At 68.3% G+C, this 22458-nt stretch carries 24 protein-coding genes; 12 read left to right on the top strand and 12 right to left on the bottom strand.

The annotated features are described in order from the left end of the window. Window positions 1-2 precede the first annotated feature (2 nt). From AC1DB8_RS14475 to AC1DB8_RS14490, 4 genes are all read right to left on the bottom strand, one after another. A complete protein-coding gene (locus tag AC1DB8_RS14475) occupies window positions 3-1043 on the bottom strand; it encodes an asparaginase (RefSeq protein ID WP_476893411.1) in 1041 nt (346 codons plus the stop codon). A gap of 70 nt (window positions 1044-1113) precedes the next feature. Beyond that, window positions 1114-1821, bottom strand: a complete 708-nt coding sequence (locus tag AC1DB8_RS14480) for a FadR/GntR family transcriptional regulator (RefSeq protein ID WP_476893412.1) — start codon at window positions 1819-1821, stop codon at window positions 1114-1116. Window positions 1822-1955: 134 nt separating this feature from the next. Continuing rightward, on the bottom strand, window positions 1956-2552 hold the full coding sequence (locus AC1DB8_RS14485; RefSeq protein ID WP_441419261.1) for a DUF305 domain-containing protein: 597 nt from the start codon (window positions 2550-2552) through the stop codon (window positions 1956-1958). A 112-nt stretch (window positions 2553-2664) separates the two neighbouring features. Next, the gene (locus AC1DB8_RS14490; RefSeq protein ID WP_476893413.1) at window positions 2665-3129 is read right to left on the bottom strand and encodes a hypothetical protein; all 465 of its coding nucleotides are present in this window, start codon (window positions 3127-3129) and stop codon (window positions 2665-2667) included. Between the two features lie 139 nt (window positions 3130-3268). On the opposite strand from AC1DB8_RS14490, the gene AC1DB8_RS14495 reads away from it, so the two are divergent. Together AC1DB8_RS14495 and AC1DB8_RS14500 are read left to right on the top strand one after the other, a co-directional pair. Then, entirely contained in the window at window positions 3269-3604 is a 336-nt protein-coding gene (locus tag AC1DB8_RS14495) for an ArsR/SmtB family transcription factor (RefSeq protein ID WP_476893414.1), read from the top strand. Continuing rightward, window positions 3601-4722 (top strand): cation diffusion facilitator family transporter, encoded by a 1122-nt coding sequence (locus AC1DB8_RS14500; RefSeq protein ID WP_476893415.1) that lies wholly within the window; start codon window positions 3601-3603, stop codon window positions 4720-4722. Before AC1DB8_RS14495 ends, AC1DB8_RS14500 begins: the two co-directional genes overlap by 4 nt. Before the next feature lie 6 nt (window positions 4723-4728). Here the strand turns inward: AC1DB8_RS14500 and AC1DB8_RS14505 are convergent, their stop codons facing one another. From AC1DB8_RS14505 to AC1DB8_RS14520, 4 genes are all read right to left on the bottom strand, one after another. Further along, window positions 4729-5685 carry an L-lactate dehydrogenase gene (locus AC1DB8_RS14505; protein ID WP_476893416.1) on the bottom strand — a complete coding sequence of 319 codons (957 nt, stop codon included), beginning with the start codon at window positions 5683-5685 and terminating at the stop codon, window positions 4729-4731. Window positions 5686-5706: 21 nt separating this feature from the next. Further along, complete coding sequence (locus AC1DB8_RS14510) at window positions 5707-6450, bottom strand: glucose 1-dehydrogenase (RefSeq protein WP_441419266.1); 744 nt, start codon at window positions 6448-6450, stop codon at window positions 5707-5709. Between the two features lie 166 nt (window positions 6451-6616). Next, the gene (locus AC1DB8_RS14515; RefSeq protein WP_441419267.1) at window positions 6617-7234 is read right to left on the bottom strand and encodes a uracil-DNA glycosylase family protein; all 618 of its coding nucleotides are present in this window, start codon (window positions 7232-7234) and stop codon (window positions 6617-6619) included. Between the two features lie 201 nt (window positions 7235-7435). Then, window positions 7436-8971 (bottom strand): HNH endonuclease, encoded by a 1536-nt coding sequence (locus tag AC1DB8_RS14520; protein ID WP_441419268.1) that lies wholly within the window; start codon window positions 8969-8971, stop codon window positions 7436-7438. A 107-nt stretch (window positions 8972-9078) separates the two neighbouring features. Between AC1DB8_RS14520 and AC1DB8_RS14525 the strand changes: the two genes are divergently transcribed. Further along, window positions 9079-9603 carry a hypothetical protein gene (locus tag AC1DB8_RS14525; protein ID WP_441419269.1) on the top strand — a complete coding sequence of 175 codons (525 nt, stop codon included), beginning with the start codon at window positions 9079-9081 and terminating at the stop codon, window positions 9601-9603. Window positions 9604-9630: 27 nt separating this feature from the next. Here AC1DB8_RS14525 and AC1DB8_RS14530 read toward each other — a convergent pair whose 3' ends face one another. After that, complete coding sequence (locus tag AC1DB8_RS14530; protein ID WP_476893417.1) at window positions 9631-11181, bottom strand: amidohydrolase; 1551 nt, start codon at window positions 11179-11181, stop codon at window positions 9631-9633. Window positions 11182-11541: 360 nt separating this feature from the next. Between AC1DB8_RS14530 and AC1DB8_RS14535 the strand changes: the two genes are divergently transcribed. The 9 genes from AC1DB8_RS14535 (at window position 11542) to AC1DB8_RS14575 (ending at window position 19308) form a co-directional block, all read left to right on the top strand. Then, complete coding sequence (locus tag AC1DB8_RS14535) at window positions 11542-11922, top strand: DEAD/DEAH box helicase family protein (protein WP_441419271.1); 381 nt, start codon at window positions 11542-11544, stop codon at window positions 11920-11922. After that, window positions 11919-12974: a zinc-dependent alcohol dehydrogenase family protein gene (locus AC1DB8_RS14540; protein ID WP_441419272.1), complete on the top strand. Its 1056-nt coding sequence runs from the start codon at window positions 11919-11921 to the stop codon at window positions 12972-12974. The genes AC1DB8_RS14535 and AC1DB8_RS14540 overlap by 4 nt, the downstream gene beginning before the upstream one ends. Beyond that, a complete protein-coding gene (locus AC1DB8_RS14545) occupies window positions 12971-13420 on the top strand; it encodes a flavodoxin family protein (RefSeq protein WP_441419273.1) in 450 nt (149 codons plus the stop codon). Before AC1DB8_RS14540 ends, AC1DB8_RS14545 begins: the two co-directional genes overlap by 4 nt. Beyond that, window positions 13417-15123 carry a DUF4389 domain-containing protein gene (locus AC1DB8_RS14550; RefSeq protein ID WP_476893418.1) on the top strand — a complete coding sequence of 569 codons (1707 nt, stop codon included), beginning with the start codon at window positions 13417-13419 and terminating at the stop codon, window positions 15121-15123. The genes AC1DB8_RS14545 and AC1DB8_RS14550 overlap by 4 nt, the downstream gene beginning before the upstream one ends. A 194-nt stretch (window positions 15124-15317) precedes the next feature. After that, window positions 15318-16154 carry a DUF4397 domain-containing protein gene (locus tag AC1DB8_RS14555; RefSeq protein ID WP_441419275.1) on the top strand — a complete coding sequence of 279 codons (837 nt, stop codon included), beginning with the start codon at window positions 15318-15320 and terminating at the stop codon, window positions 16152-16154. 76 nt (window positions 16155-16230) lie between these two features. Beyond that, window positions 16231-17013: a class F sortase gene (locus tag AC1DB8_RS14560; protein ID WP_476893419.1), complete on the top strand. Its 783-nt coding sequence runs from the start codon at window positions 16231-16233 to the stop codon at window positions 17011-17013. Window positions 17014-17063: 50 nt separating this feature from the next. Next, window positions 17064-17639: an RNA polymerase sigma factor gene (locus AC1DB8_RS14565; protein WP_441419277.1), complete on the top strand. Its 576-nt coding sequence runs from the start codon at window positions 17064-17066 to the stop codon at window positions 17637-17639. Further along, complete coding sequence (locus tag AC1DB8_RS14570; RefSeq protein WP_476893420.1) at window positions 17626-18432, top strand: anti-sigma factor domain-containing protein; 807 nt, start codon at window positions 17626-17628, stop codon at window positions 18430-18432. Before AC1DB8_RS14565 ends, AC1DB8_RS14570 begins: the two co-directional genes overlap by 14 nt. Before the next feature lie 96 nt (window positions 18433-18528). Then, the gene (locus AC1DB8_RS14575) at window positions 18529-19308 is read left to right on the top strand and encodes an SDR family NAD(P)-dependent oxidoreductase (protein ID WP_441419279.1); all 780 of its coding nucleotides are present in this window, start codon (window positions 18529-18531) and stop codon (window positions 19306-19308) included. Window positions 19309-19354: 46 nt separating this feature from the next. On the opposite strand, the gene AC1DB8_RS14580 is transcribed toward AC1DB8_RS14575, so the two are convergent. The 3 genes from AC1DB8_RS14580 to AC1DB8_RS14590 all read right to left on the bottom strand — a co-directional run bounded on the left by AC1DB8_RS14580 (window position 19355) and on the right by AC1DB8_RS14590 (window position 22453). Continuing rightward, a complete protein-coding gene (locus AC1DB8_RS14580) occupies window positions 19355-20452 on the bottom strand; it encodes a sulfite oxidase (RefSeq protein WP_476893437.1) in 1098 nt (365 codons plus the stop codon). 138 nt (window positions 20453-20590) lie between these two features. Next, window positions 20591-21445: an SDR family oxidoreductase gene (locus AC1DB8_RS14585; RefSeq protein WP_476893421.1), complete on the bottom strand. Its 855-nt coding sequence runs from the start codon at window positions 21443-21445 to the stop codon at window positions 20591-20593. Between the two features lie 3 nt (window positions 21446-21448). Then, a complete protein-coding gene (locus AC1DB8_RS14590) occupies window positions 21449-22453 on the bottom strand; it encodes an aldo/keto reductase family protein (RefSeq protein WP_441419281.1) in 1005 nt (334 codons plus the stop codon). Between the last annotated feature and the right edge of the window lie 5 nt (window positions 22454-22458).

Below are 22458 nucleotides of genomic sequence, written 5' to 3' on the forward strand. Positions count from 1 at the left end.
CCTTATAGGGCGTGGGGGTCGTTGAAAGTTACGTGGGCGGCGAGGAAATCGGTGGCCTGCAGCAGTCCGACGGGCCGGCCGCCGCCCAGCACAGCTGACGTGGTGAGCCCCGTCAGAGGCGAGGTGTCGACGTCGAGCGCCTCCAGCAGGCGCACGGTGACAGGCATCCGGGCGCGGTCCCCGCCGTCGGAGATTTTGACGGCGACGGCGCGGCCGTCCGGAAGGCCCACGAGCTGGACGCCCTCAAAGCCGTCCTTCGCGAGGAGGCCGGGGACCAGGCGCATCAGTGCGGTGACATCTCGGTCCTCGCCCGCCACCATCCCGGGGTGGCGGCGCATGGCGTGGGCCACGGCAGCCTCCGCGCTGTCGGATCCCTTTGCCGAGGCCAGCTGGCCGAAGGCGCGGGCCATGCCGCGCAGGGTCAGGGCGAACAGCGGGGTGCCGCAGCCGTCGGTGGAGGCGCGCTCAGGCTGCTCGCCGGTCAACTCCGCCACGGTCCGGGCCACGAGTTGCTGCAACGGGTGCGCCGGGTCCAGGTATCCCCGGACGGGCCAGCCGTTGACGAGGCAGGTGGCAACCATCGCGGCGTGCTTTCCGGAGCAGTTCTGCGCCAGCCGGGTGGCCTGGCCGCCGCCGCCGAGCCATTCCTCGCGTTCGCGGACGCCGTAGGGGAGGTCGGTGCTGTTCTCAAGGTCAGCGGGGTTGAGGCCGTACAGGTCCAGGATGCGCAGCGCGCCGTCGCGGTGGACGGTGGCTCCGGAGTGGCTGGCGGCGGCCAGGGCGAGGAGTTCCTCCGGGAGGTCGAGGCCGGCGCGAACCATGGCGACCGCCTGCAGGGGCTTAAGGGCGGAGCGCGGGTAGAACGGGGCGAGCGGCTCGCCGGCGGCCAGGAGGGTGCGGCCGTCCGCCGCGGTGGCGATGGCCGAGCCGTAGTGGACGCTCTCGGCCATGCCGTCGCGGGTCTGGACCGCAAGGGGGACGTGCTGCGGGAGCCTCGCGGGGGCCGCTGGAGTTGGAATGTGCGCGACGGCAGGGGAAATCATTGCGTCCTTAGCAGTGGAGGTGTTCGTTGCTGTTCAAGGTGCTGTTGCTGGGTCTGCCCGCTGGGCCGGATCACACGCCGGCGTGGGGATGCAGGATCGAGGCGAGGGCAAGACCAACGGCGTGCAGGTGCTGGCTCATGGCGATTCGCGCTGTTGCTGCGTCGCCGCCCTCGATGGCGGCCAGGATGCGCCGGTGCTCTTCATCCGAGGCGTGCTGGCGGTCCGCCACCATATTCAGGGTCTCCGACTGATGTGCCAGGGCCTCGCGGATGTCCGCGACGACGTTCTCGAAGACCTTGTTCCGGCTGGCCTTCGCGATCAGGGCATGGAAATTCGAATCCAGGCCAACCCACACTTCGGGGTCGTCCTCGGCGGTCATGGCCGCGACGATGTCCCGCATGGTGTCCAGTTCCTCCGGCGAACGGCGTTCCGCGGCGAGCCCGGCGGCCGGAACTTCGATGTGGGGGCGGGCCTCGGTGAGGTCCAGGGCGGAATACTGGCCCAGGACCAGGTCTTTGGCCACATGGTCGGCGACGACGAAGGTGCCCCGCCCGGTCCTCGTGACGGTAAGCCCCAAGGCGTTGCAGGAACGCAGGGCCTCGCGGACCACGGAGCGGCTCACGCCGTACTGCTGGGCGAGCGTGGCTTCGGAACTCAGTTTGGCGCCGATGCCGAGCTTGCCGGATTCGATCTCGGAGCGCAGGACGTTAAAGACGGCCTCGGCCGCGCTGAGGCGGGCGAGTGGTTGTCCGGCTGTCCGGCTGTCTGACAGGTTCACCTCTCAAATATGGCAGAGGTCACACTGGGGTGTCAACCGGCTCCCACGCCCGGGAGCCGGCCGAGCGGACACTTGGGCACACTCCGAGGGCCCGGTCAGGGCTACAAGTGTCCGCTCGGACCCGGCAGCTGAGCCTAGAGGCCGGCCAGCAGTCCCTTCATTTCCTTGATTTCGTCCGTCTGGGAGGCGGCGATGTCCCTGGCCAGTTTGATCGCGTCCGGGTTCTTGCCGCTTCGGACCTCCGCGTTGGCCATCTCGACGGCGCCCTCGTGGTGGGCGATCATTTGGGTGAGGAACAGCTTCGCGGCCTCGGTGCCCGTGGCGGCGTCGAGCTGGCGGATTCCGTCATCGCTCACCATGCCGGACATGACGTGGCCTCCCGGCATTTGGGTGGATTCGTTCCAGCTCCGGAGCCAGCCGGTCATCCGTTCGATCTCCGGCCCCTGGGCAGCCTTGATGCGGCCGGCCAGGGCGGTCACCTTGGGGTCGATGCCCTGCTCCTTGAGCATCATCTCGCTCATTTCGACAGCCTGGGCGTGGTGCGGGATCATCCCCTGGGCGAACATGGTGTCCGTGCCGTTGTGGTCCGCGGCTGCGGGCGCGGAACTCGATCCCGCGCTGCCGTGGTCCATGCCGGGCATGCTGCTGCCGGAGCCGGTGCTGGCGGAGCAGCCGGCCAGGGCGATGATCGCGGCGAGGGCGGTGGCGGAGATTGTCAGTGCTTTGTTCATCAAAATTCTGTCCTTTGGGAATCCGGCGTGCGCCGGCGGCGGACGATGCGAGCCTAAGGGGTGCGCACCGTGTGGAGGCGTGGGTGCCGGCGAAGCGCGGCACGGATCCCCTTTACGTCCGGCTAATGGACAGCTCGTTCGGCGTTGGCGTGGAGGGGAGGTAGGAGTTGGCGGCGAGCTGGTCCACTTCCGCCGCGCTCCGTGGCCGGAACGTGAGCAGTGTTGTCCCGGGCAGGGGCGCGCTCAGGGACGCGCCCGAGGGGGCCGGGGTGCACGACGTGTGTGCCGCGTGCTGTTCGCCGCAGCCTCCACCGCAGACGCACGACGGCGGCGTCGGAGTTTCGTGATGGATCGCCTGGCCGGTGTGCGCGGGTGCAGTATGGCCGGCAGCTGCGTGGAAGGATGCAGAATGGCCGGACGCTGGGGCGGTCTGGACGTGCTCAGCCGAGGCGTGCGCTCCCTGGGTGCCAGCGAGGACGTGCATGCCGAGAAGCCCGGCAAGCACGGCGAGGATGCCGGCCAGCAGGGCGAAGCGGAGGAGGCAGGCGGCCGGATCATGCTTCGATGCTTCGGTCACGTCGCACCTCCTTTCAGGCTGATGTCCCGCAGTTCAGGCTACCGGTGATCAACGATGGCTCCGCTGATTGTGTTCCAGCCACCCGCGGCCAGCCCGGTTAACAGTTGGACCGACGCGGCGGGTGTGAAAGTATCTGCGTATGAATGCAGATATGCGGGTTGATGTCGAAAGCCCCCACGTGGAGCTGGCCGTCGAAGTATTTTCCATGCTGGCCGACGCCACGCGGGTCCGGCTGATCCTCGCTCTGGGGAACGGTGAGCTGCCGGTTAACGCCTTGGCGGAGCAGGTCGGGAAACCGGCCTCTGCCGTCTCGCAGCACCTGGCCAAGATGCGGCTGGGCGGTATGGTCGCCACCAGGCAGGAAGGCACCAAGGTCTTTTACCGGTTGCAGAATGATCACGCCCGCCAGCTGGTGATGGATGCGATCCACCAGGCCGAGCACGCGCTAGGCACTGCCCCGGGACACGGCGCATGAGCGGGCCGGGGAACGCAGTGGGCCACAACCGCCACGGGGAACACGACGGCCACGATCATCCGCATGATCACGACCACCCGCACGAGCACGACCACGAGCACGAGCACGGCCACGAGCACGAGCACGGCCACGAGCACGAGCACGGCCACGAGCACGAGCACGAGCACGGCCACACCCACGCCCCGGGGCTGAAGGGTTGGCTGCACGAGCTCTTCGTCCCGCATTCCCATGACGCCGCGGACTCCATCGACGAGGCACTCGAGTCCAGCGCCCAGGGCATCCGCGCAGTTAAAGTCTCGCTGCTGGGCCTGGGCGCCACCTCGCTGTTCCAGCTGGCGATTGTGCTGATCAGCGGATCGGTGGCGCTGCTGGCGGACACCGTGCACAATTTCTCCGATGCGCTTACCGCGGTGCCATTGTGGATTGCGTTCCTGCTCGGCCGGCGCAAACCGACGCGTACCTACCCGTACGGCTTCGGCCGCGCCGAGGACCTGGCCGGACTCTTCATCGTCGCCATGATCGCCCTCTCCGCGGTCGTGGCCGCCGTCGAATCCATTCGCCGCTTCTTCGAACCGCAGCCCGTGCAGAACCTCGGCTGGGTCCTCGCTGCAGGCCTCGTCGGCTTCGCGGGCAATGAGCTGGTGGCGATCTACCGGATCCGGGTCGGCCGGCGGATCGGGTCCGCGGCGCTGATCGCCGACGGCGTGCACGCCCGGACTGACGGCTTCACGTCCCTCGCCGTGGTGGCCGGTGTCATCGGCGTCTGGCTCGGCTTCCCGTTGGCGGATCCGATCGTGGGGCTGCTGATCTCGGTGGCGATCATGGTGCTGCTCTGGGGCACCGTGCGCGACGTCGGGCGGCGACTCATGGACGGCGTCGACCCCCAACTGAGCGATGCGCTCGCTGGCGTCGTCCGGGAGCACTCGCCACTGGGCGGGACCTCCCGGCTGCGCTGGTCCGGCCACCGGCTGCACGCCGAGATCACGGTCCCCCTCAGTCCGGACGCCCGGCTGGCCGATCTTTCCTCGGTGGCCGCGGACCTGGAAGAGGGCGCCAAGGCGGCGCTGCCGCACCTCGGCTCGGTGACGGTGGTGCCGTCCATAACGCAGTCCGCTTAGCCGGGGTCAGATCCCCAGGGAAGCGAGGCTCTGCCGCAGGGTCTCGGCCGAGTGGTGGAGGGAAGCGAGTTCGCCCTCGTCCATGGGTGTCTCCAGGACCGCGCGCACGCCGCCGTTGCCCACGATGCTGGGCAGTGAGAGGGCGATTCCGTCGATCCCGTACTGCCCGCCCAGCACCGTGGAGACCGGGAGCACCGCGTTTTCCGAGCGCAGCAGCGCCTCCACGATCCGGGCACCGGAGAGGCCGATCGCGTAATTCGTGGCGCCCTTGCCGGCGATGACTTTGTAGGCGGCCTGCGTGACTTCGCGGGCGGTTTCGGTGAGGTACCCGGGGGTGAAGATGCGCTCGCCGTCGACCTTCCAGTCCAAGATCGGCACCGGGCCGATGGTCGCACCGGACCAGACCGGGAATTCGGTGTCGCCGTGTTCGCCGACCATGCTGGCGTGCACGCTGGTCACGGACACGCCCGCGCGGTGCGCCAGCAGCCAGCGCAGCCGCGAGGTGTCCAATACGGTGCCGGAGGAGAAAACCCGGGCGGTCGGCAGCCCGGTGATCTTTTGCGCGGCCACGGTCAGCACATCACAGGGGTTGGTGACAAGCACGTAGACCGCGTCCGGGGCGTGTTCGAGCAGTTGCGGCATGAGCTGCTCGAGGATGCGGACGTTGGTGCCGGCCAGGTCCAGGCGGGTCTGGCCGGGCGCCTGTTTGGCCCCCGCGGTGATGACGACGACGTCGGCGCCTTCGGTGACGCTGATGTCCCCGCCGCCGTTGACGGTTGCCGCCGCCGCCGTGAACTGGGTGCCGTGCGCCAGGTCCAGGACCTCGGCCTCGGCCTTGGCCGCGTTGACGTCAAAGAGCGCGACGTGGCTGGCCGAGCCGCGGATCAGGGCGGCGTAGGCCAGCGACGTGCCGACGCTGCCGGCGCCGACGACGGCCAGTTTGGATCCGGAGCGTGCGGTCATAAGCCTCTCCATCTTGCGCGGTCAGCTGCCGGGCGGCACGACGGTGCCCGCGGTTTCGCCGCCATCAATGACGAATTCGGCACCCGTGACGAAGGAGGATTCCTCGCTGGCCAGATAGACGGCGAGCTGCGCGATCTCGGCGGGTTGGCCGATCCGGTGCAGGGGCACATGGCCGGTGTCGAAGGTCATGCCCTCGGTCATGGGGGTCTGGATGACGCCGGGGTGGACGGAGTTGACCCGGGTCCCGTCCCGCCCAAGGTCGAGTGCGGCCGCCTTGGTCAGGCCGCGCACGCCGAATTTCGACGCGGTGTAGCCGGCGAGGTTCTCGTAGCCGCGCAGTCCGGCGATGGAGGAGACGTTGATGATGGAGGAGGAGCCCGCCCTGGCCAGCGCTGGGGCGGCGGCCTTGATGCCGTTGAAGACCCCGGTGAGGTTCACCTCGATGATCCGGGCCCACTGTTCGTGCGGGTAGTCGTCGATCCGCCCGAAGTTCACGATGCCGGCATTGTTGACCAGGATGCTCAGGCCGCCGAAAGCGGACACGGCCTCGTTAACTGCTGCGTCCCAGTCCGCCGGGCTGGTCACGTCCAGGTGAACGTAGCGGACGCCGTCGCCGAGTTGAGCCAGTAGCTGGGCGCCGTCGTCGTCCAGCACGTCGCCGACGACGGCCGTCGCCCCTTCGTCAAGGAAGCGCTGCGCGATCGCGGCGCCAATGCCGCGGGCGCCGCCGCTGATCAGTGCGACTTTGCCGTCCAAACGTCCCATACCGTTGTCCCTTCGAGCTGCACCAGTCAGCGCTGTATCCGTCTGCGACGGGCCGGCCGTGATGCGGTCAGCTATCCCAGCTTGGCTGGGGGAGACGTGGTTGGGCAGGGCCGTTGGGCCCAAGGGCAACGTCGGCAGGCGGCGGCGAGCCGGCGTCGTGTGGCCCCTAGAGGTGCTGGATCCCCGCCCGCTGCATGGCGTCCTTGTAGACTGCGACGTTCTTGGCCAGGAGTTCTTCCTGCTTGGCCGGCGATACGGCAAAGGCGCGGCCACCCAGCGCGGTGGCTTTGTAGATTTTCACGCCGCGGTTCTTCAGTGAGGAGTGGTAGGTCTTTTCGAACAGCGTCAGGAAGGCGTGGGCGTCGGCACCGTGGGCGATGATCGCGGAGGTCCGCTTGTTGATCTTCATGAACTGGCGGAAGGGCCGCAAGCCGTCGGTCTTTTCCTGGACGTTCAGGGCTGACGGGAGCTCCGGGTCGCGGACCCAGGGATAGGCGTTCCACGGCATCACATAGCGCGGGTCGAGTTCGACGGCTTCGTAGATGGAGGTGGCGCGGCGGGCTGCCTCGTCCTCGTTGAAATGCGAGACGAACCCCGATTCGCAGCCCTTGCCGGGCGCAATATGGAGGGTCACGATGCGGCACTCGTCCTCATCATGGACGGGGTCGATGTACGGGACCACAGATCCCGGCTTCTTCTCCATCAGTTCGTCGCAAAGTTGGGTCACGGCCGCGATGTTCGGTTCCTGCAGCAGAGTCTTCTTTTCGTCCCAGTCAATCGTCACGATTTCTCCCTCAGCACTCGGCGTCCAGAATCAGGCGTCTTGTTCCACTCTACGCTTCTGTGCCGGAGGGTGTTTTCGTGCGGCCCGGAAGAGGCAACGGACCCCTAGCCTCGGCTTCTGGGCAGGCGTACGCTTAAAGCGCCTGCAGGTAACCACTTGATTAAGCCGGGTCGTTCTGGACATGAAAATGTCCGAGCCGTCTCATAGCGAGATCGCGAAGGTACCTGCAGGTCCTGTGTTTAACGGATTTTTGGCCTTTAGCGGATACATGGCGGCCTGCCGCCCTCCCCGAAGTCCCTCAGCAAGCCGCGGACGGCCAACCTCGTCCCTAAGTCTCAGGCCGCTCTCAGTCCTGACCCGCCCGAGCTTCAGCACCTTGACGAGGTGTCGAATTTCCCGACGCTGGCCGAATGTCGCAGTCGACCCATATGCCCCTCCCGGCAGCGGCGGGGCGGTGGAGTGGTAGCTGTGGCCGGTGGGTGTGGTGAGTTGGAGGGTGTGCCGGGGTCCGGGTCGTGGTTGTGCGTTCCAGCCGGGGGTTTCTTTGGTGTGGTTGCAGGCTTCGCAGAGCCCGGCGCCGTTGGCTGCTGTGGTGGTGCCGCCGGTGTGCCAGGGGATGATGTGGTCCAGGTGGCGGATGGGTGCGTCGCAGTACGGGGTCCGGCAGGTGTCGTCCCGGGCCTGGATTAACCGGCGAAGCCCGGGCGGGAAGATCCGGGCGCGGGAGTCCATGGCCACGAGTTCGCCGGTGGCCGGCGCGGTGTAGAGCCTGCGGAGCCAGAGGGCGAAGGCGCGTTCGTCGGCCGAGCCGCCGGCCGCGTCCGCAGTGCCGGTGCCCGCGTCCCTCAGCAGGGCCCGGGCCCACCCTGCTGGGACGATGCCGTAGCCGGGAAGACGGGCGGGTTCGCTGTCGGCCTGGAAGAGGGTGCGGTCGGTCATGATGAGCTGGATGTCGATGCCGCTGATCCCGCCGGCTTTGCCGGTGGTGCGTTCGACCAGGGCGTCGGCCATCAGCTGGCCCCGGGAACGGGGATCCCCGGCGGCCCGGGCAGCGTCTGCGTACCGGGTGAGCGCCGCGTGCACGGCCACTCCCTGGCCGACCGACAACAACGCCGTCAGGTAGCACATGGTGTCGGGGGCCGGGCGGAGGCTGACGTGGCGTTCGGTTTCGGCGTGGCCGGCGAGCTGGGTGATGGAGCGCGGGTCCCGCCGGTACGCGGCGGCACGGGCCGCGGCGATGATGGCGCGGCCGCCCGCGCCGTCGAAGGTCCCGGCGTCGGGGGCGAGTTCTTCGTCGACGGCGGCCCGGTCGGCGGGGGACAGGCAGGCGGTTTCGCGGGCCAGGAGGGTGGCGCGCCATTCGTTGAGCTGGCCGGTTTCCAGGGCGGCGAGGGTGTGCGGCATTTCGGTGACGAGTGCCTTGGCGAGGCCGAGGAGTCTCCCGCCTTTGGCCGGGGATTCGCGGCGGGCGAGGGCGAGCTGCGCAGCAATGCCGGTGCCGAGCTGGTCGGCGGGAACCCCGGCCAGGGATTGTTCGCGGCGCTGGGCCAGGTCGAAGGCGACGGCGTCCCGGGCCTGCCGGGCGGCCAGGGCGGACTTCAGGTCCTCCAGCTCGCGTGTTTCGTCGATGAGGGCCGCTGCGCTGGCCGGGGCCGGGATTCCGGCCAGGATCCGCGCGAGGTCCGCGACCGTTGCGCTGTCCGCCGGAGCCACGTCGGGCCCTTGCTTGCCGTCCATGGAATCCAGTCAATCAGGCACCTGTGACAATTAAGGCGGCCGAGAAACCGCCGCCTCCGTAGGCACCAAGAGCACCGCCACGCCTAAAAGCCCAAGCCAAGGAACCCATGCCGATCAACAGACAGTCACTGAAGCAGGACGGCTTCACCGGGTTCCGGGCGCTAACGGAGTTGGACATCAACCGGATCCCCCAGAAACCCGGCATCTTCGCCGTGCTGCTGCCCGAGAGCCCCGGGCCGGGTAGCGCCCGGCCTCAGTTCCTCGCCAAGAGCACGGCTGGCATCTTCAAGAAAAAGGATCCAACCCTCAAGCCCGAGGCGCTCGACGTCGAATGGGTCGATGGTGCCGACGTCCTCTACGTGGGCAAGGCCGGGCCGGGCAGCAAAGGCAACCGGGGGCTGCGCCGGCAGATCCAGGAGTTCGTGGACTTCGGGAAGGGCAAGCCGCCGGGCCACTGGGATGGGCGGCTGATCTGGCAGCTCGCCGCCGCCAACAAGCTGATCATCGCGTGGAAGGAGCTACCCGTGGACCAGCTCGCCGCGGCCGAAGCCGGCTACCACGCCGCGTTCATCGCAGACCACGGCAGGCTGCCTTATGCCAACATGGTCCAGGCCCGCGTCAAGGGCGCCTAGTCGTTAAGGGCGCCTAGGCGCACCCAGCTAAAACCCGACGCGGTGCGTGAACCGCCCCGCCACCAGCGTCGCGGCCACCGGCATCGCGGCAAACTCGGCGTCGGAGGCGGCCAGCGGGTCGGCGTCGAGCACGACGACGTCGGCAGGGTCGCCGACGCTGATCCGGCGCCGTCCGCGCGACGACGCAGCCAGCGCCTCCTGCCGGGTCAGCGCCTGCTCCGGGTGCCACGGACCGCGGCCGTCCTGCCGGGCCCGGGTGGTGGCGGCAGACATGGCCGTCCAGGGTTCCAGCGCCGCGACCGGAGCGTCGGAGCCAAGTGCCAGCGTGGCCCCGGCGTCGAGCAGGGAGCGCAGCGGGAACGCCCGCTCCGTCCGGCCGGCCCAGTTGGAGTCGGCCGCGTCGCGGTCATCGAGGGCGTGGGCAGGCTGCACGCTGGCGGTGAGGCCGAGTTCGCCGAACCGTGCGAAGTCCTGCTGCCGGACAAACTGCGCATGCTCTATCCGGCCCGGTATCCCGGCTGCCGCGAAGGCGTTCAAAGCCACCTCGTTGGCGCCGTCGCCGATCGCGTGTACCGCGGGAACGAACCCGGTGTCGCGGGCCCGCACCAGCAGCTCCAGCAACTCCGGCTCGCTGACCGTGAGCAGTCCGCGGCCGCCGTGCGGGTAGGGGTCCACGCAGTACGCCGTGCGCGTGTTCAGTGAGCCGTCGATCAAGACCTTCAGCGGACCCACCCGAAGGAGTCCGCCGCCCTCCGGAACCTGCTGGCCGGTCCGCATCCCCGCGCCGACGGCTCGGTCCAGATCCTGCGGATAGACCCCCGCATCAACGCGGAAGGAATCGAACCCCGCCGCGATCCGCCGCAGCCACGTATCCCGGTTCCAGACCATCTCGAAGTCGACAATCCCCACGATGCCTCGCGCAGCGGCTGCCTTCCCGGCGTCGCGGACCATGGCGTCGACCGCGGCGTCGGGCAGTCGGCCCAACTCCCTGGTGAGTTCAAAGGCCGGATCCTCGCGGAGCAGTCCGTCCGCACCCACGGCCACGCCGTAGCGCCCGGCGGCCGCGGTGTTGAGCCACACGCAGTGCAGATCGTGGCTGATCAGCGCCGTGGGGACGCCGGCGGTTGCGCCGTCGAGCAGTTCAAGACTGGGCATGTCCGCCCAGACAGCGTCGCGGAATCCGACGCCGACGAGCGTCCGGCCGCCGGCCGCGGCGCCGCCGTAGCCTCTACCTTCGGCCGCCCCGGAACCCTTTTCATTCAGCTGGGATTGCACGACGGCGGCCGCTTCCCGAGCGGAGCCTGCGCCGGAAAGATCGATCCGGCCCGCGGCGAGGGCCCACTGGGTCATGTGGACATGCTCGTCCCACAGGCCCGGAATCACGAAGCGCCCGTCCAGGTCCACCACGTCGAGACCGCCCGCCGATGCCTCCGCCGACGGACCCCGCGAGCCCGCGGGCACAATCCGAGCAACAATGCCGTCCGTAATGAAAATGTCACACAGCGTCATTTCCCCCGGCTGCCGGACCGAGGTGAGGGCAAGACCCGGCTGAGCGGCGGAAACGGCATTTTTCGGCATAGGAACAGGCTAGGGCCACCTGGGGGTGGCAACAATTCGCGCACCACTGGTCACTGCCAACACACGCCTCCCAGTCGCCCGAGCCCCGGCGCGTGCAAGGGACTTTCGCCCCCTTGCCCGCGAACAGCACGGAGGTCATTCTGAAATTGGGGCGGTTCCTGCACGGCCATGGGGGATGAACCGCCTGCAAGCATTTTCGGTCTCGCTAGGACCCTGGGGTGAGGAAATGGCATTTGCACTTTCCAGCTTGGGCAGGAAAGGCAGGAGACCATCCAACATGTCTAGTCAATATTCTGTCGCAGCCGATGCGCACACGACGACCGCCACTACGGCTGCGCAGCGGGGGAGCTCTGAGAACGCATGAGCCCGCTGCGACACTTGAACCAAGCCAGCCGCGCCCGGTCTTTCCACGCACACCCCTCCCACGGCGATCCGCGGATTAAGGTGGTCATCCGGATCGACCCCGCGGAGGAGTCCGCGCGCGTCGAGGTTCGCGGCGTCGTCACGACCGCCAACATCCGGGCTCTCTACGTGGTGTGCCGCCGGGTGACTTCCAGACTCGCAGGCTACGAGATCATCGTGGACCTGGCGCACGCCCGGGTCACCGCGGCAGCTTTCGAGGAACTCCGCGAGCACGCCCGCCAGTCCATCGTTTCTTCCGGCATTGACTCGTCTGTCACCCCCTGCCGCCTGCGGATCGTCGATCCGCACGTCATCCTCAGAACCAAGGAGCTCGCATGAAAGCCCTCGTGTACGGCGGCCCCGGCCAGAAGTCCTGGACGGACGTCCCGGATCCGAAGATCCAGAATCCCAGCGACGTGATCGTCAAGGTGGATACCACCACCATCTGCGGCACGGATCTCCACATCCTCAAGGGCGACGTGCCCGCCGTAACCAAGGGCCGGATCCTCGGCCACGAGGGCGTAGGAACCATCACCGAGACCGGGTCCTCCGTGACCGGACTGAAGGTGGGGGACCGCGTCATTATTTCCTGCATCAAGTCCTGCGGGCACTGCGCCAACTGCAAGACCGGGCTCTACTCGCACTGCATGGGCGAGGAAGGGCAGTCCGGGATCGGCTGGATCTTTGGACACCTGATTGACGGCACACAGGCCGAATACGTCCGCGTCCCCTACGCCGAAAACTCGCTCCATCTACTGCCGGAGGGTGTGAGCGACGAGCAGGCAGTGATGCTGTCCGACATCCTGCCCACCGGGTTTGAGATCGGGGTGCAGTACGGCCGGGTCAAGCCCGGCGACACCGTGGCCGTGGTGGGTGCCGGCCCGGTCGGGCTTGCAGCAATCGCCACCGCGGGTCTCTATGGCGCCGCCACCATCATTGCCATCGACCTCGACGCGAACCGACTGGAAAAATCACGCGAGTTTGGCGCCACTGACGTCGTGCTTTCCGGGGACGCCGACTGGAAGGACCAGGTCATGGTGCTCACTGACGGGCAGGGCGTGGACGTGGCGATCGAGGCTGTCGGTATCCCGGCAACCTTCAGCATGTGCACCGACATCGTCCGTCCGGGGGGCAACGTGGCCAACGTGGGAGTGCACGGAAAATCCGTGGAACTTCACGTGGAGGACCTCTGGATCCGGAACATCAACATCAGCATGGGTCTGGTCAATGCCAACACCACCCCGATGTTGCTCAAGCTGGTAGCCCAGGACAAGGTGCCGGCAGACAAGTTCGCCACCCACCACTTCAGTTTCGACCAGTTCATGGACGCCTACGACACCTTCGCCAGAGCCGCGGAAACGAAGGCCCTGAAAGTGGTGATCACCGCATGAAAGCCCACGTTGTCTACGATTCGGCGTTCGGCAACACCAAATCCGTGGCGGAAGCCGTCGCCGGCTCGCTCGGCGAACTCCACGCCACACCCGTGCCGGTCAACGAGTTTTCCCCCGACGACCTGGCTGCGGGGGACCTGCTCGTACTTGGAAGCCCCATCAACGGCTGGCGTCCGACGCCGAAGATCACGGAGTTGCTCTCGACGCTTGGGGACGGCCATCTTAACGGGGTCAAAGCGGCAGCTTTCGACACCCGCGTCCGGATGTTCGTCCACGGCGACGCGGCGAAGAAGATGGCGCACGCGCTCCGGGACAACGGCGCCGACATCATTTCCGAGCCTATGCCCTTTTACGTCCAGGGCAGCGAGGGGCCGTTGCGGCCCGGCGAAATCGAGAAGGCCGCACGATGGGGCAAGTCACTGCTGGAGGCGTTGGAACGGCCATGAAACCGGGCCGGATTGTCATGCTGGTGCTCGGCACGCTTGCGGCGCTGCTGGGACTGGGACTTCTCGCCGGGGCCGGCTTCACCGGTTGGGCCAATTACCAGCAGCGCGACGGCGGCTATTTCACCACCCCGTCCGAGCGCTACACGGTGGACTCTTACGCGTTGACCTCGCCGCGGCTGAACGTCATGACCGACGCCGGACCCGCCGGAGTCGACCCGGCCGCGGCGGCCGGCAGCGTGATGCTGCGCGGCTCCGCTGCGGACTCGGCGCAGCAGATCTTCATCGGCATCGCTCCGCAGGCAGATGTGGCCGCCTATTTGAGCGGCGTCAAACATTCCGAGCTGACCGAGGTCCGCTTCTCGCCTTTCCGGGCCGAGTACCGTGATGTGTCCGGAACCAAGCCTCCCGCCCGGCCTGCGGATCAGAAATTTTGGACGGCGTCCGCCACCGGGGCCGGCAGCCAGGAACTCAAGTGGGACCTGCGCTCCGGGAACTGGGCGGTCGTGATCATGAACGCCGACGCGAGCAGCCCGGTTTCTGTCGACCTCCGCGGCGGTGCCCGCTCGGACCTCCTCTGGCCAATCTTCCTCGGGCTACTGATCGGCGGCATTGTGTTGCTGGCGGTGGGTGTCCCCCTGATTGTGGCCGGCGCAGCCGGGCTGGGACGCGGCAGGCCGCCGCAGGGTCCCGGGCAGCAGCCTGGGGCTCCTTACGCCGGCGCTCCACACGCCCCGGCTCCTTACACAGGTGCTTCCTACGCCGGCGCTCCCTACGCAGGTGCCCCGTACTCGGCGGGACCGCTGCCGTCCGGCGCCCCTCCCGGGGGTTATGTCTATCCGGCCCGGCTCAGTGGCTATCTGGACCCGCAACTGTCCCGCTGGCTGTGGCTGGTCAAGTGGTTCCTGGCCATCCCGCACTACATCGTGCTGTTCTTCCTTTGGTTCGCCTTCGTCGTCACCACAATCGTGGCCGGCTTCGCGATCCTTTTCACCGGCCGCTATCCGCGCTCGCTGTTCAACTTCAACGTGGGCGTGATCCGCTGGAGCTGGCGGGTGGCCTTCTACTCCTACGCGGCGATCGGCACGGACCAGTACCCGCCATTCACGCTGGCCCGCACCGGCTATCCGGCGGACTTCGACGTCGACTACCCGGAGAAACTGTCCCACGGCTTAGTGCTGGTGAAGTCCTGGCTGCTGGCCATCCCGCATCTGCTCATCGTGGGGGTCCTCACCGGCACCACGAGAGTCTGGGGCAGCCGCGAGGGTTACTGGGACGACGGGCAGTGGGTCCAGCAGAACGCCGGCATCTCGCTGATCGGGCTGCTGGTGCTCATCGCGGGCGTCATCCTGTTGTTCACCGGCCAGTACTGGCGCGGGCTGTTCGACCTGCTGATGGGCCTGAACCGCTGGATCTACCGCGTCATCACCTACGTGGCCCTCATGCGGGACGAATACCCGCCGTTCCATCTGGACATGGGGCCCACCGATCCGGGCGACCTCCAGCCGGTGCCGACCGCCGGCCCTCCGCCGGCCCCCGCGTACGGCCAGCAGGCACCCAGCCCGGGCCAGACTGCGGCCCAGGCCGGAACGCCCGAGCAGCAACCCGGGCCGCCGGGCTTCTATGGGATCGGCGGCCCGTCCGCGGCTGTTCCTCCGGAAGTTCACGAGGGGAGAGGCGGCCCGGAGGTCCCTCCGCGTCCCTAGGCCACCCCAGATCGTCTCCTGCGGCAGCCGGGCACCTCACTGAGGAACCCGGCTGCTGGACTACGTCCGCTGGGCACGCACAGTCCTCCTGCAAAACATTTCTACATGCATCTGCATCCAAACGGCTCCACGCGCCGGTAGTAGGGGTGTAAGCAAATAATCGCCCGCTCCCCGGGCCGTTGAAGGAGATGTAAATGCGTACCAGCCTTTTCAGTGCAGGCGCCGTGGCAATCGCGGCAGCACTCACCCTTGCCGGCCCCGCCCAGGCGGCCGAGCCCGACGCCCAGCTTTCCGTCCTCCACGGAGTGCCGGGGTTGACCGTTGACGTATGGGTCAACGGCGAACGCACCTTGGATGACTTCGCCCCGGGGACCCTGGCCGGTCCGCTGGCCCTTCCTGCCGGGGCCTATGAACTTGCCATCACCGCCGCAAATGCCAAGGACGCCTCTGCCCCCGTAATCGGTCCCGTGAAGGTCAACCTCGCCGCCAGCGGCAACTACACGGCCGTTGCCAACCTCGACGCTGCGGGCAAACCGACGGCCAACTTCTTCACCAACGACGTGTCGCAAATCGGTCCCGGCAAGGGCAAGCTCACTGTCCGCCATACGGCAGCGGCGCCGGCCGTGGACATCCTTGCAGGCGGCGCCCCCGTCATCTCAAACCTGGCCAATCCCAAGGAGAAGACGCTCACCCTTGACCCCGGGACCCTGTCCGTTGCCGTTGCCGCCGCCGGCACCACGGCTCCGGTGATCGGCCCGGCCGACGTGACTGTCGCCGAAGGCACCCACACCGTGGTCTACGCATGGGGCAGCCTCGCGGACAAGAACCTGAAACTGGCCGTACAGAAGATCGAGGGGCTGCACTCCGCTCCCGGCGGCGTTCCGGGCGGACGCTCCGGCGCCGCCGACGCCGGCACCGCACCCTTCGGTCAGACAGCCGCGACTGTGGGCATCGGTGCCGCGGTGATGCTGCTGCTTGTCGGCGGTGTTGCTGTGGCCCGCAGGCGGCCGGCGTTCCGCCGCACCCGCTAGGACGCGAACGCCCACGCCGGCCGCCCGGACACCCCGGGCGGCCGGCCCTTGGGCTCCCCACGGGAGGAGGAAGAATATGCTGCGCAAGACGGCGAAGGCCACCTGGCGTCTCCACGCCGATGTTCCGCAAAGGTCCGCCCAGCGCTCCGCCGCGCGGATCGCGGCATCCGCCGCCACGGTGGCGCTGCTGATCGCCGGTTGCGCCGCCCCCCGGTTGAGCTCCGCTCCGCTGCCTTCGGAGACAGCCGGCCTGGGGACTGCAGCCCCCGGCGCCGGCCAACCCGGCGTCGAAATACCGCCGCAAACCCGGCCCACGCGGCCTGTGCAGGTCGCGCCGGCTCCCGCCCCAAAGTCAGCGGTCCCGAAGTCACCCATCCCGGTCCGGCCGGCGGCCCCGGTGGCCAGCCCGGCCAAGGACCCGGCCCCGCGCTTCCTGACTGTCGCGGGAACCACCATCAACATGGCCATTGTGGAGGTGGGGGTCAGCCCCGACGGGGCCATGGAGATCCCGGAGCCCTTCAACCAGGCCGGCTGGTACCGCTTCGGGCCTGCTCCCGGGGCCGCCGCCGGCACTGCCGTGGTGGCGGCGCACGTCGATACCACTTCCGAGTCGGCGCCGTTCTCCCAGCTCAAGTCGTTGCCGGCCGGCTCCATCGTCACGGTCCAGCGGCACGGTGCCGCGCCCCTGGCCTATCGGGTGATCCGGGTGGAGCTGATGGCCAAGGACGCGTTCGACGGCGCCTCCGTGTTTCGGCGCGACGGGCCGCCGCAGCTGAAGCTCGTGACCTGCGGGGGCAGATGGCTGGACGAACAACAGGACTACGGCGACAATGTGATTGTCACGGCGGTGCCGGCGTGATCCAGGACGCAGCGCTCATTGTCGCCGCCAGCAGGGGGAAGGAGCCGGGCTTGGCACCTTTCGAGTCCCCCTCCGCCTGGGACGCGCGACTGAACGAGGCGTTCGCTGCCGGGGACGAAACCGCGCTGGCAGAGGCGTACCGGCAATTCTCACCCCTGGTGCACACCCTGGCCTTGCGCTCGCTGCGCGACAGCGCCGCGGCCGACGATGCCACCCAGGAAGTCTTTATCCGGGTCTGGCGCTCGCGGTCCGCGTTCGATCCCTCGAAGGCGCGGCTGCCGGCGTGGATCGTCGGCATCACGCGGAATGTCATTGCGGACGCCCAGGCGGCTACAACGCGGGAAACCCGGAAGGTCCTGGCCGCCGTCGAACACTCACCGGACCCGGGCCAGGCCGCCGGGCACGCGGCGGCCGAGCTGCTCGCCGACCGGCTGCTGCTGGATGGGGAACTCGAGCGGCTGGGCGAACCGCAAGGATCCATCCTCAAGCTCGCTTTTTACGACGACCTGACGCACTCGCAGATCTCACAGAAACTGGACCTGCCGCTTGGTACCGTCAAGAGCCACATCCGCCGCAGCCTGTCCGTGCTCAGAAGCCGATTGGAGGTAGACCGTGCAACATCTTGATCCGGAGTCCCTGAGCCTGCTGGCACTTGGCGAGGAGCTCGGGGACGACGCCGCGGACCACCTCCGCTCCTGCGCCGGCTGCGCAGCGGACTTTGCGGGGCTCCGCCGTGCCGTGGTCGCGGCCAAGCCGGGACCGGACGCCGTCGCGCTCGAAGCGCCGGGACCGCAGGTGTGGGCAGGAATTCACAGCGCGCTGGGGCTTTCCCCCGCCGTCGCCGCAAACCCGCTCGCGGCCTCCGATTCGCCGGCGCCGTCGCCGTCGCCGTCGGCGTCGTCGGAGTCGCCGGTGTCACCGTCACCGGCGCCGCTGCCCTCCAGGGAAGAGCGCGCCGCCCGGAAACGGAAGCCCGGCGGGGGCGCGGGCTGGATGCGCCGCCCCGGGGTGTGGCTGGCGGCCGCCGCCGCCACAGTCCTTCTGGCGGCGGGAGCCTTCTGGTCCGTACAGCAGAACCAGGCGCAGGTGACCCCGTTGGCCCGCGCCGAGCTCGCCCCGGTCGATCAGCACTCGGCCACCGGATCGGCCCGCGTCGTCGAGGCCAAGGACGGTCAGCGCACCCTGGAAGTTCAGGTCAACAAGAATGAGGCCCGCGGGTACCAGGAGGTCTGGCTGATAGCGCCGGACCTGTCCCGGCTGGTGAGCCTTGGGGTCATGACCTCTGATTCGGGCACCTTCCCGGTGCCGGCGGGCCTGAACCTGAGCGAGTACCCGATCGTGGACGTGTCCGACGAACCGGTCGACGGCAATCCCGCGCACTCCAGCGTGAGCATCGTGCGCGGAACCCTCGTGTCCTGAGCCGTTCGTCCCGTTGCCACCTGACCCCTTGTCACCTGACCCCAGCGAGAACATAGTTGAGGGAATTCACCACTCCGCGGCGGGAGGCAGGGAACGATGCTCACTAACCAAGTGCCGGCTGGCGGCCTACTGCAGGGCAAGACCGCGCTGATCTACGGCGCCGGCGGTGCGATCGGCGGAGCGGTGGCACGGGCCTTTGCGGGCGAGGGCGCGACGGTGTATCTCGCAGGCCGCACGGAATCCAGGCTGGAGAAAGTCGCGCGGGACATCAGGGAGCAAGGTGGAACGGCGGAAACCGCCGTCGTCGATGCCCTGGACGAGGAGCAAGTGGACGCCTTTGTGGACTTCGTGGCGAAAAAGTCCAAACGGATCGACATCTCGTTCAACGTCATTTCCTTCGGCGATATCCAGCAGCCCCTGATGGAAATCGACGTCAATGACTTTGCCCAGCCCATCACACTGGCCACCCGCACCCACTTCCTCACCACCAGGGCCGCAGCGAGCTACATGATCAAGCAAAAGTCTGGCGTCGTGCTGATGTTCGGCGGCTCGGGCCCGCAGACCCTCGCCGGCCTCGGCGGCTTCAAGGTGGCCTTGGATGCGATGGAGGGCCAGCGGCGGCAATGGGCCCTGGAACTGGGGAAGTCAGGGGTGCGCGTCGTCACCATGGTCACCGGCGGCATCATCGAGACCATTCCCTGGCAGGTGGAGGAGCGCGAGGAGATCGTGGTGGAGATCGCCAAGGCCGCGCACCTGAACCGCACCGCCACCCTGGTGGACGTCGGCAACGTGGCGAGCTTCATCGCCTCGGACAAGGCCGGCGCCATCACCGATGCCACCATCAACATCTCTAGCGGCGCGATCGTGGACTACTAGCGGTTCCCGTCCCGATCGTCAGGATCGGTGCGGACTCGTCCGGCGGCTATTCCACAGTGACTTTGACCCGCTGGACCACATTGTTGCCCATGCCCTGGTAGTTCCAGACCGGCTCGAGCGGCTGGGTGGCGCCGCTGGAGTCCGTCGCGCGGCAGGAAAGTTCGTGCTGTCCGGGATCCGCCACCCACGGCATCGACCATGCGGACCAGGCGAATGGCGCCGCGGGATGTTCCAGCTGCGCGGGGGCCCATTTACCGTCGATTCCCACCTCCACCCGCTGGACGGCGCCGTGGCCGGACCAGGCCCGTCCGGTCAGCATCACCGGGCCCGCGGGCAGGAACCGCTGCCGGGTGAAGAAGTCCGGGATGCCCGGCGGAACCATGAGCGAACGCACCTTGATCCACCTGACCGGAGTGCCGGCGTCGTCCGCGTCTTGCTGGTAGCGGTACGCGACGGACTGCTGGAACCCGTCGAAGGGCTTGGTCAGCACCTTGATAGCAGACAGCCACTTGACGCTGGCCATGCCGTACCAGCCGGGGACGACGAGCCGCAGCGGGTAGCCGTGCTGCGGCGGCAGCTCGGCGCCGTTCATCCGGTACGCCAGCACGACGTCGGGCCGCAGCGCTTCGCTGACCGGCAGGCTGCGCGCGTACTGCTGGCGCACGCCGCCCTGGATCCCGGCGTCGGCCCCGGTGAACGCGACCTCGACGGCGTCCTCGTCCACGCCGGCCTGGGTCAGCAGGTAGGCCAGCGGCACCCCGGTCCAGACGGCGGTGCCGACGCCCTCCATCATCCAGGGCTGGCTCAGTGGCCGCGGTTTGAGCAAGGCCCGGCCGTTGCCGGCGCACTCCAGCGTGACCGGGACGCTGATGCTCGGTGCGCGGCGCAGGGCCCGGAGGTTCAGTTCCAGCGACCGCTGCACCGCGCCGCCAATCCGCAGGTGCCAGCTGTCCGCGTCGATGGCCGGGATGTCGAAGTGGTCCAGCAGGTAGTGCAGCCCGGGCGGTGTCACGTCGTTCCGGAGGGCCTCCAACGGCATCGAGTGGTTCCGCACTGCAAGCTGCAGCTCTTCGGCCGTGAGCGGCCCATGGCTGGGCTCACCGGCGTGCGCCGCCAGCTTTTGCGTTTGCCGGCGCCGTGCCATGACCGGTGAAGTGTGCTTGGACAGTTGTTTGGGCATGGGACTGCGATTCTGTGTGCTCTTCGCGTTCCTTCAGGTCTACGCCGCCGCCCGGTAGGCGTCAATACCGGGCCGCGCGCCGGCCCGCCTAGGGCCTGCCGCCTAGAGTGAGTGCGCTTCGGCGAGGAAGTCCGCCAGTCCCAGCGGCTCCCGCCCGGTCAGTTCGTGCACGGCCGACGTCGGCCCCGCGAGCTCGCCGGCGGCGATGGCGGTGTAGGTGCTGACCCAGGCGTCCACTTGCCAGGGCGGCGCTCCATAGGGTTCCCGGGAGGCGTACGCCTCTTCGAGGGTCTCGTTGTGGTACCTGATGGTGCGGCCGGTGCCGGCGGTCAGCAGGACGGCGGCCGCGGTCAGCGAAAGGTCCTTCGGGCCGGTCAGGTCATAGCTCCGGCCCACGTGCAGCGCTGGGTCCCGCAGCACAGCCAGCGCGGAACGGGCAACGTCCGCCCGGGCCACGGCTGCCATCACGCCGTCCCCGGCGGGGCCGCGGATCACACCGTCCGCGCCGGCCAGCAGCGGCAGGAAGTCCAGGTAGAAGTTGTCCCGCAGGATCGTGTAGTCCATTCCGGAGGCCTTGATCCGCTCCTCGGTGGCATAGTGGTCCCGTCCCAGCGTGAAGGTGCAGTCCGGGGCGGCGCCGAAGAACGAGGTGTACACGATGTGCTGCACGCCGGCCTCAGCCGCCGCGTCGACGAAGGTGTAGTGCTGCTGGAGCCTGTCCTCGGCCTCCGCCGCGGAGACCATGAAGAGGGTCTTCACCCCGGCCAGGGCGGTTCTTGCCTGTGCGGCGTCCGCGTAGCTGGCGAGGACGGGAACGGCGCCGTCCAGTTCCGGTGCCCGGCCGAGGTCGCGCACGAGCAGCCGCTGGGCGCTTCCCGCGGCGGCCAGCAGCCGAGCCACCTGGCCGCCGAGGTGGCCGGTGGCACCGGTGACAGCGAGATCCGGCAGAGTCTGCACGGGCTAGGCCTCGCGGGAGGCCGGCGACTTGGTCTGCGCCGGGTCCCGTTCGGCGAGGGAACCGATGGCGGCGTCGATCTTGTCCATGATGGCCGGGTCCAGTTTCACGCCGGCGGCGGCCACGTTTCCGGCGATCTGCTCCGGGCGGGACGCGCCCATGATGGCGGATGCCACATTCTTGTTCTGCAGCACCCACGCGATGCTCAGCTGTGCCATGGTCAGCCCGGCCTCCTCCGCGATCGGCTTGAGCTGCTGCACTCCGGTCAGCACCTCGTCGGACATCCAGCGCTCGATCATCCGGGCGCCGCCCTTGGCGTCCGTGGCGCGGCTGCCCTCGGGCGCGGGTTTGCCGGGGTGGTACTTGCCACTGAGCACGCCCTGGGCCATGGGGGACCAGACGATCTGGGACAGGCCCAGCTCCTCCGACGTCGGGACCACCTCGGCCTCGATGACCCGCCACAGCATGGAGTACTGCGGCTGGTTGGAGATCAGCTGGAAGCCAAGGTCCTTGGCGAGGGCATGGCCGTCGCGGATCTGGTTGGCCGTCCACTCACTGACGCCGATGTACAGCGCCTTGCCCTGCCGCACGATGTCGGCGAAGGCCTGCATGGTTTCTTCCAGCGGCGTCTCGTAGTCATAGCGGTGGGCCTGGTAGAGGTCCACGTAGTCCGTCTGCAGCCGGGACAGCGAGCCGTTGATGGATTCCATGATGTGCTTGCGGGAAAGTCCAAGATCGTTATGGCCCTTGGGCCCGGTGGGACCGAATACCTTCGTGAAGATTTCCAGCGACTCCCGGCGCTCGTCCTTGAGCGCCGCACCCAGAACCGTCTCGGCTGCGGTGTTGGCGTAGACATCCGCCGTGTCAAAGGTGCTGATCCCGGCGTCGAGCGCTGCCCGCACGCACTGGGTCGCGACGTCGTTCTCCACTTGCGAGCCGTGGGTGAGCCAGTTGCCGAAGGTGATTTCCGAAATCTTGAAGCCGCTGTGCCCGAGGTATCTGAATTCCATGGGTT

This window comes from Arthrobacter sp. 10N410 (assembly GCF_056394945.1).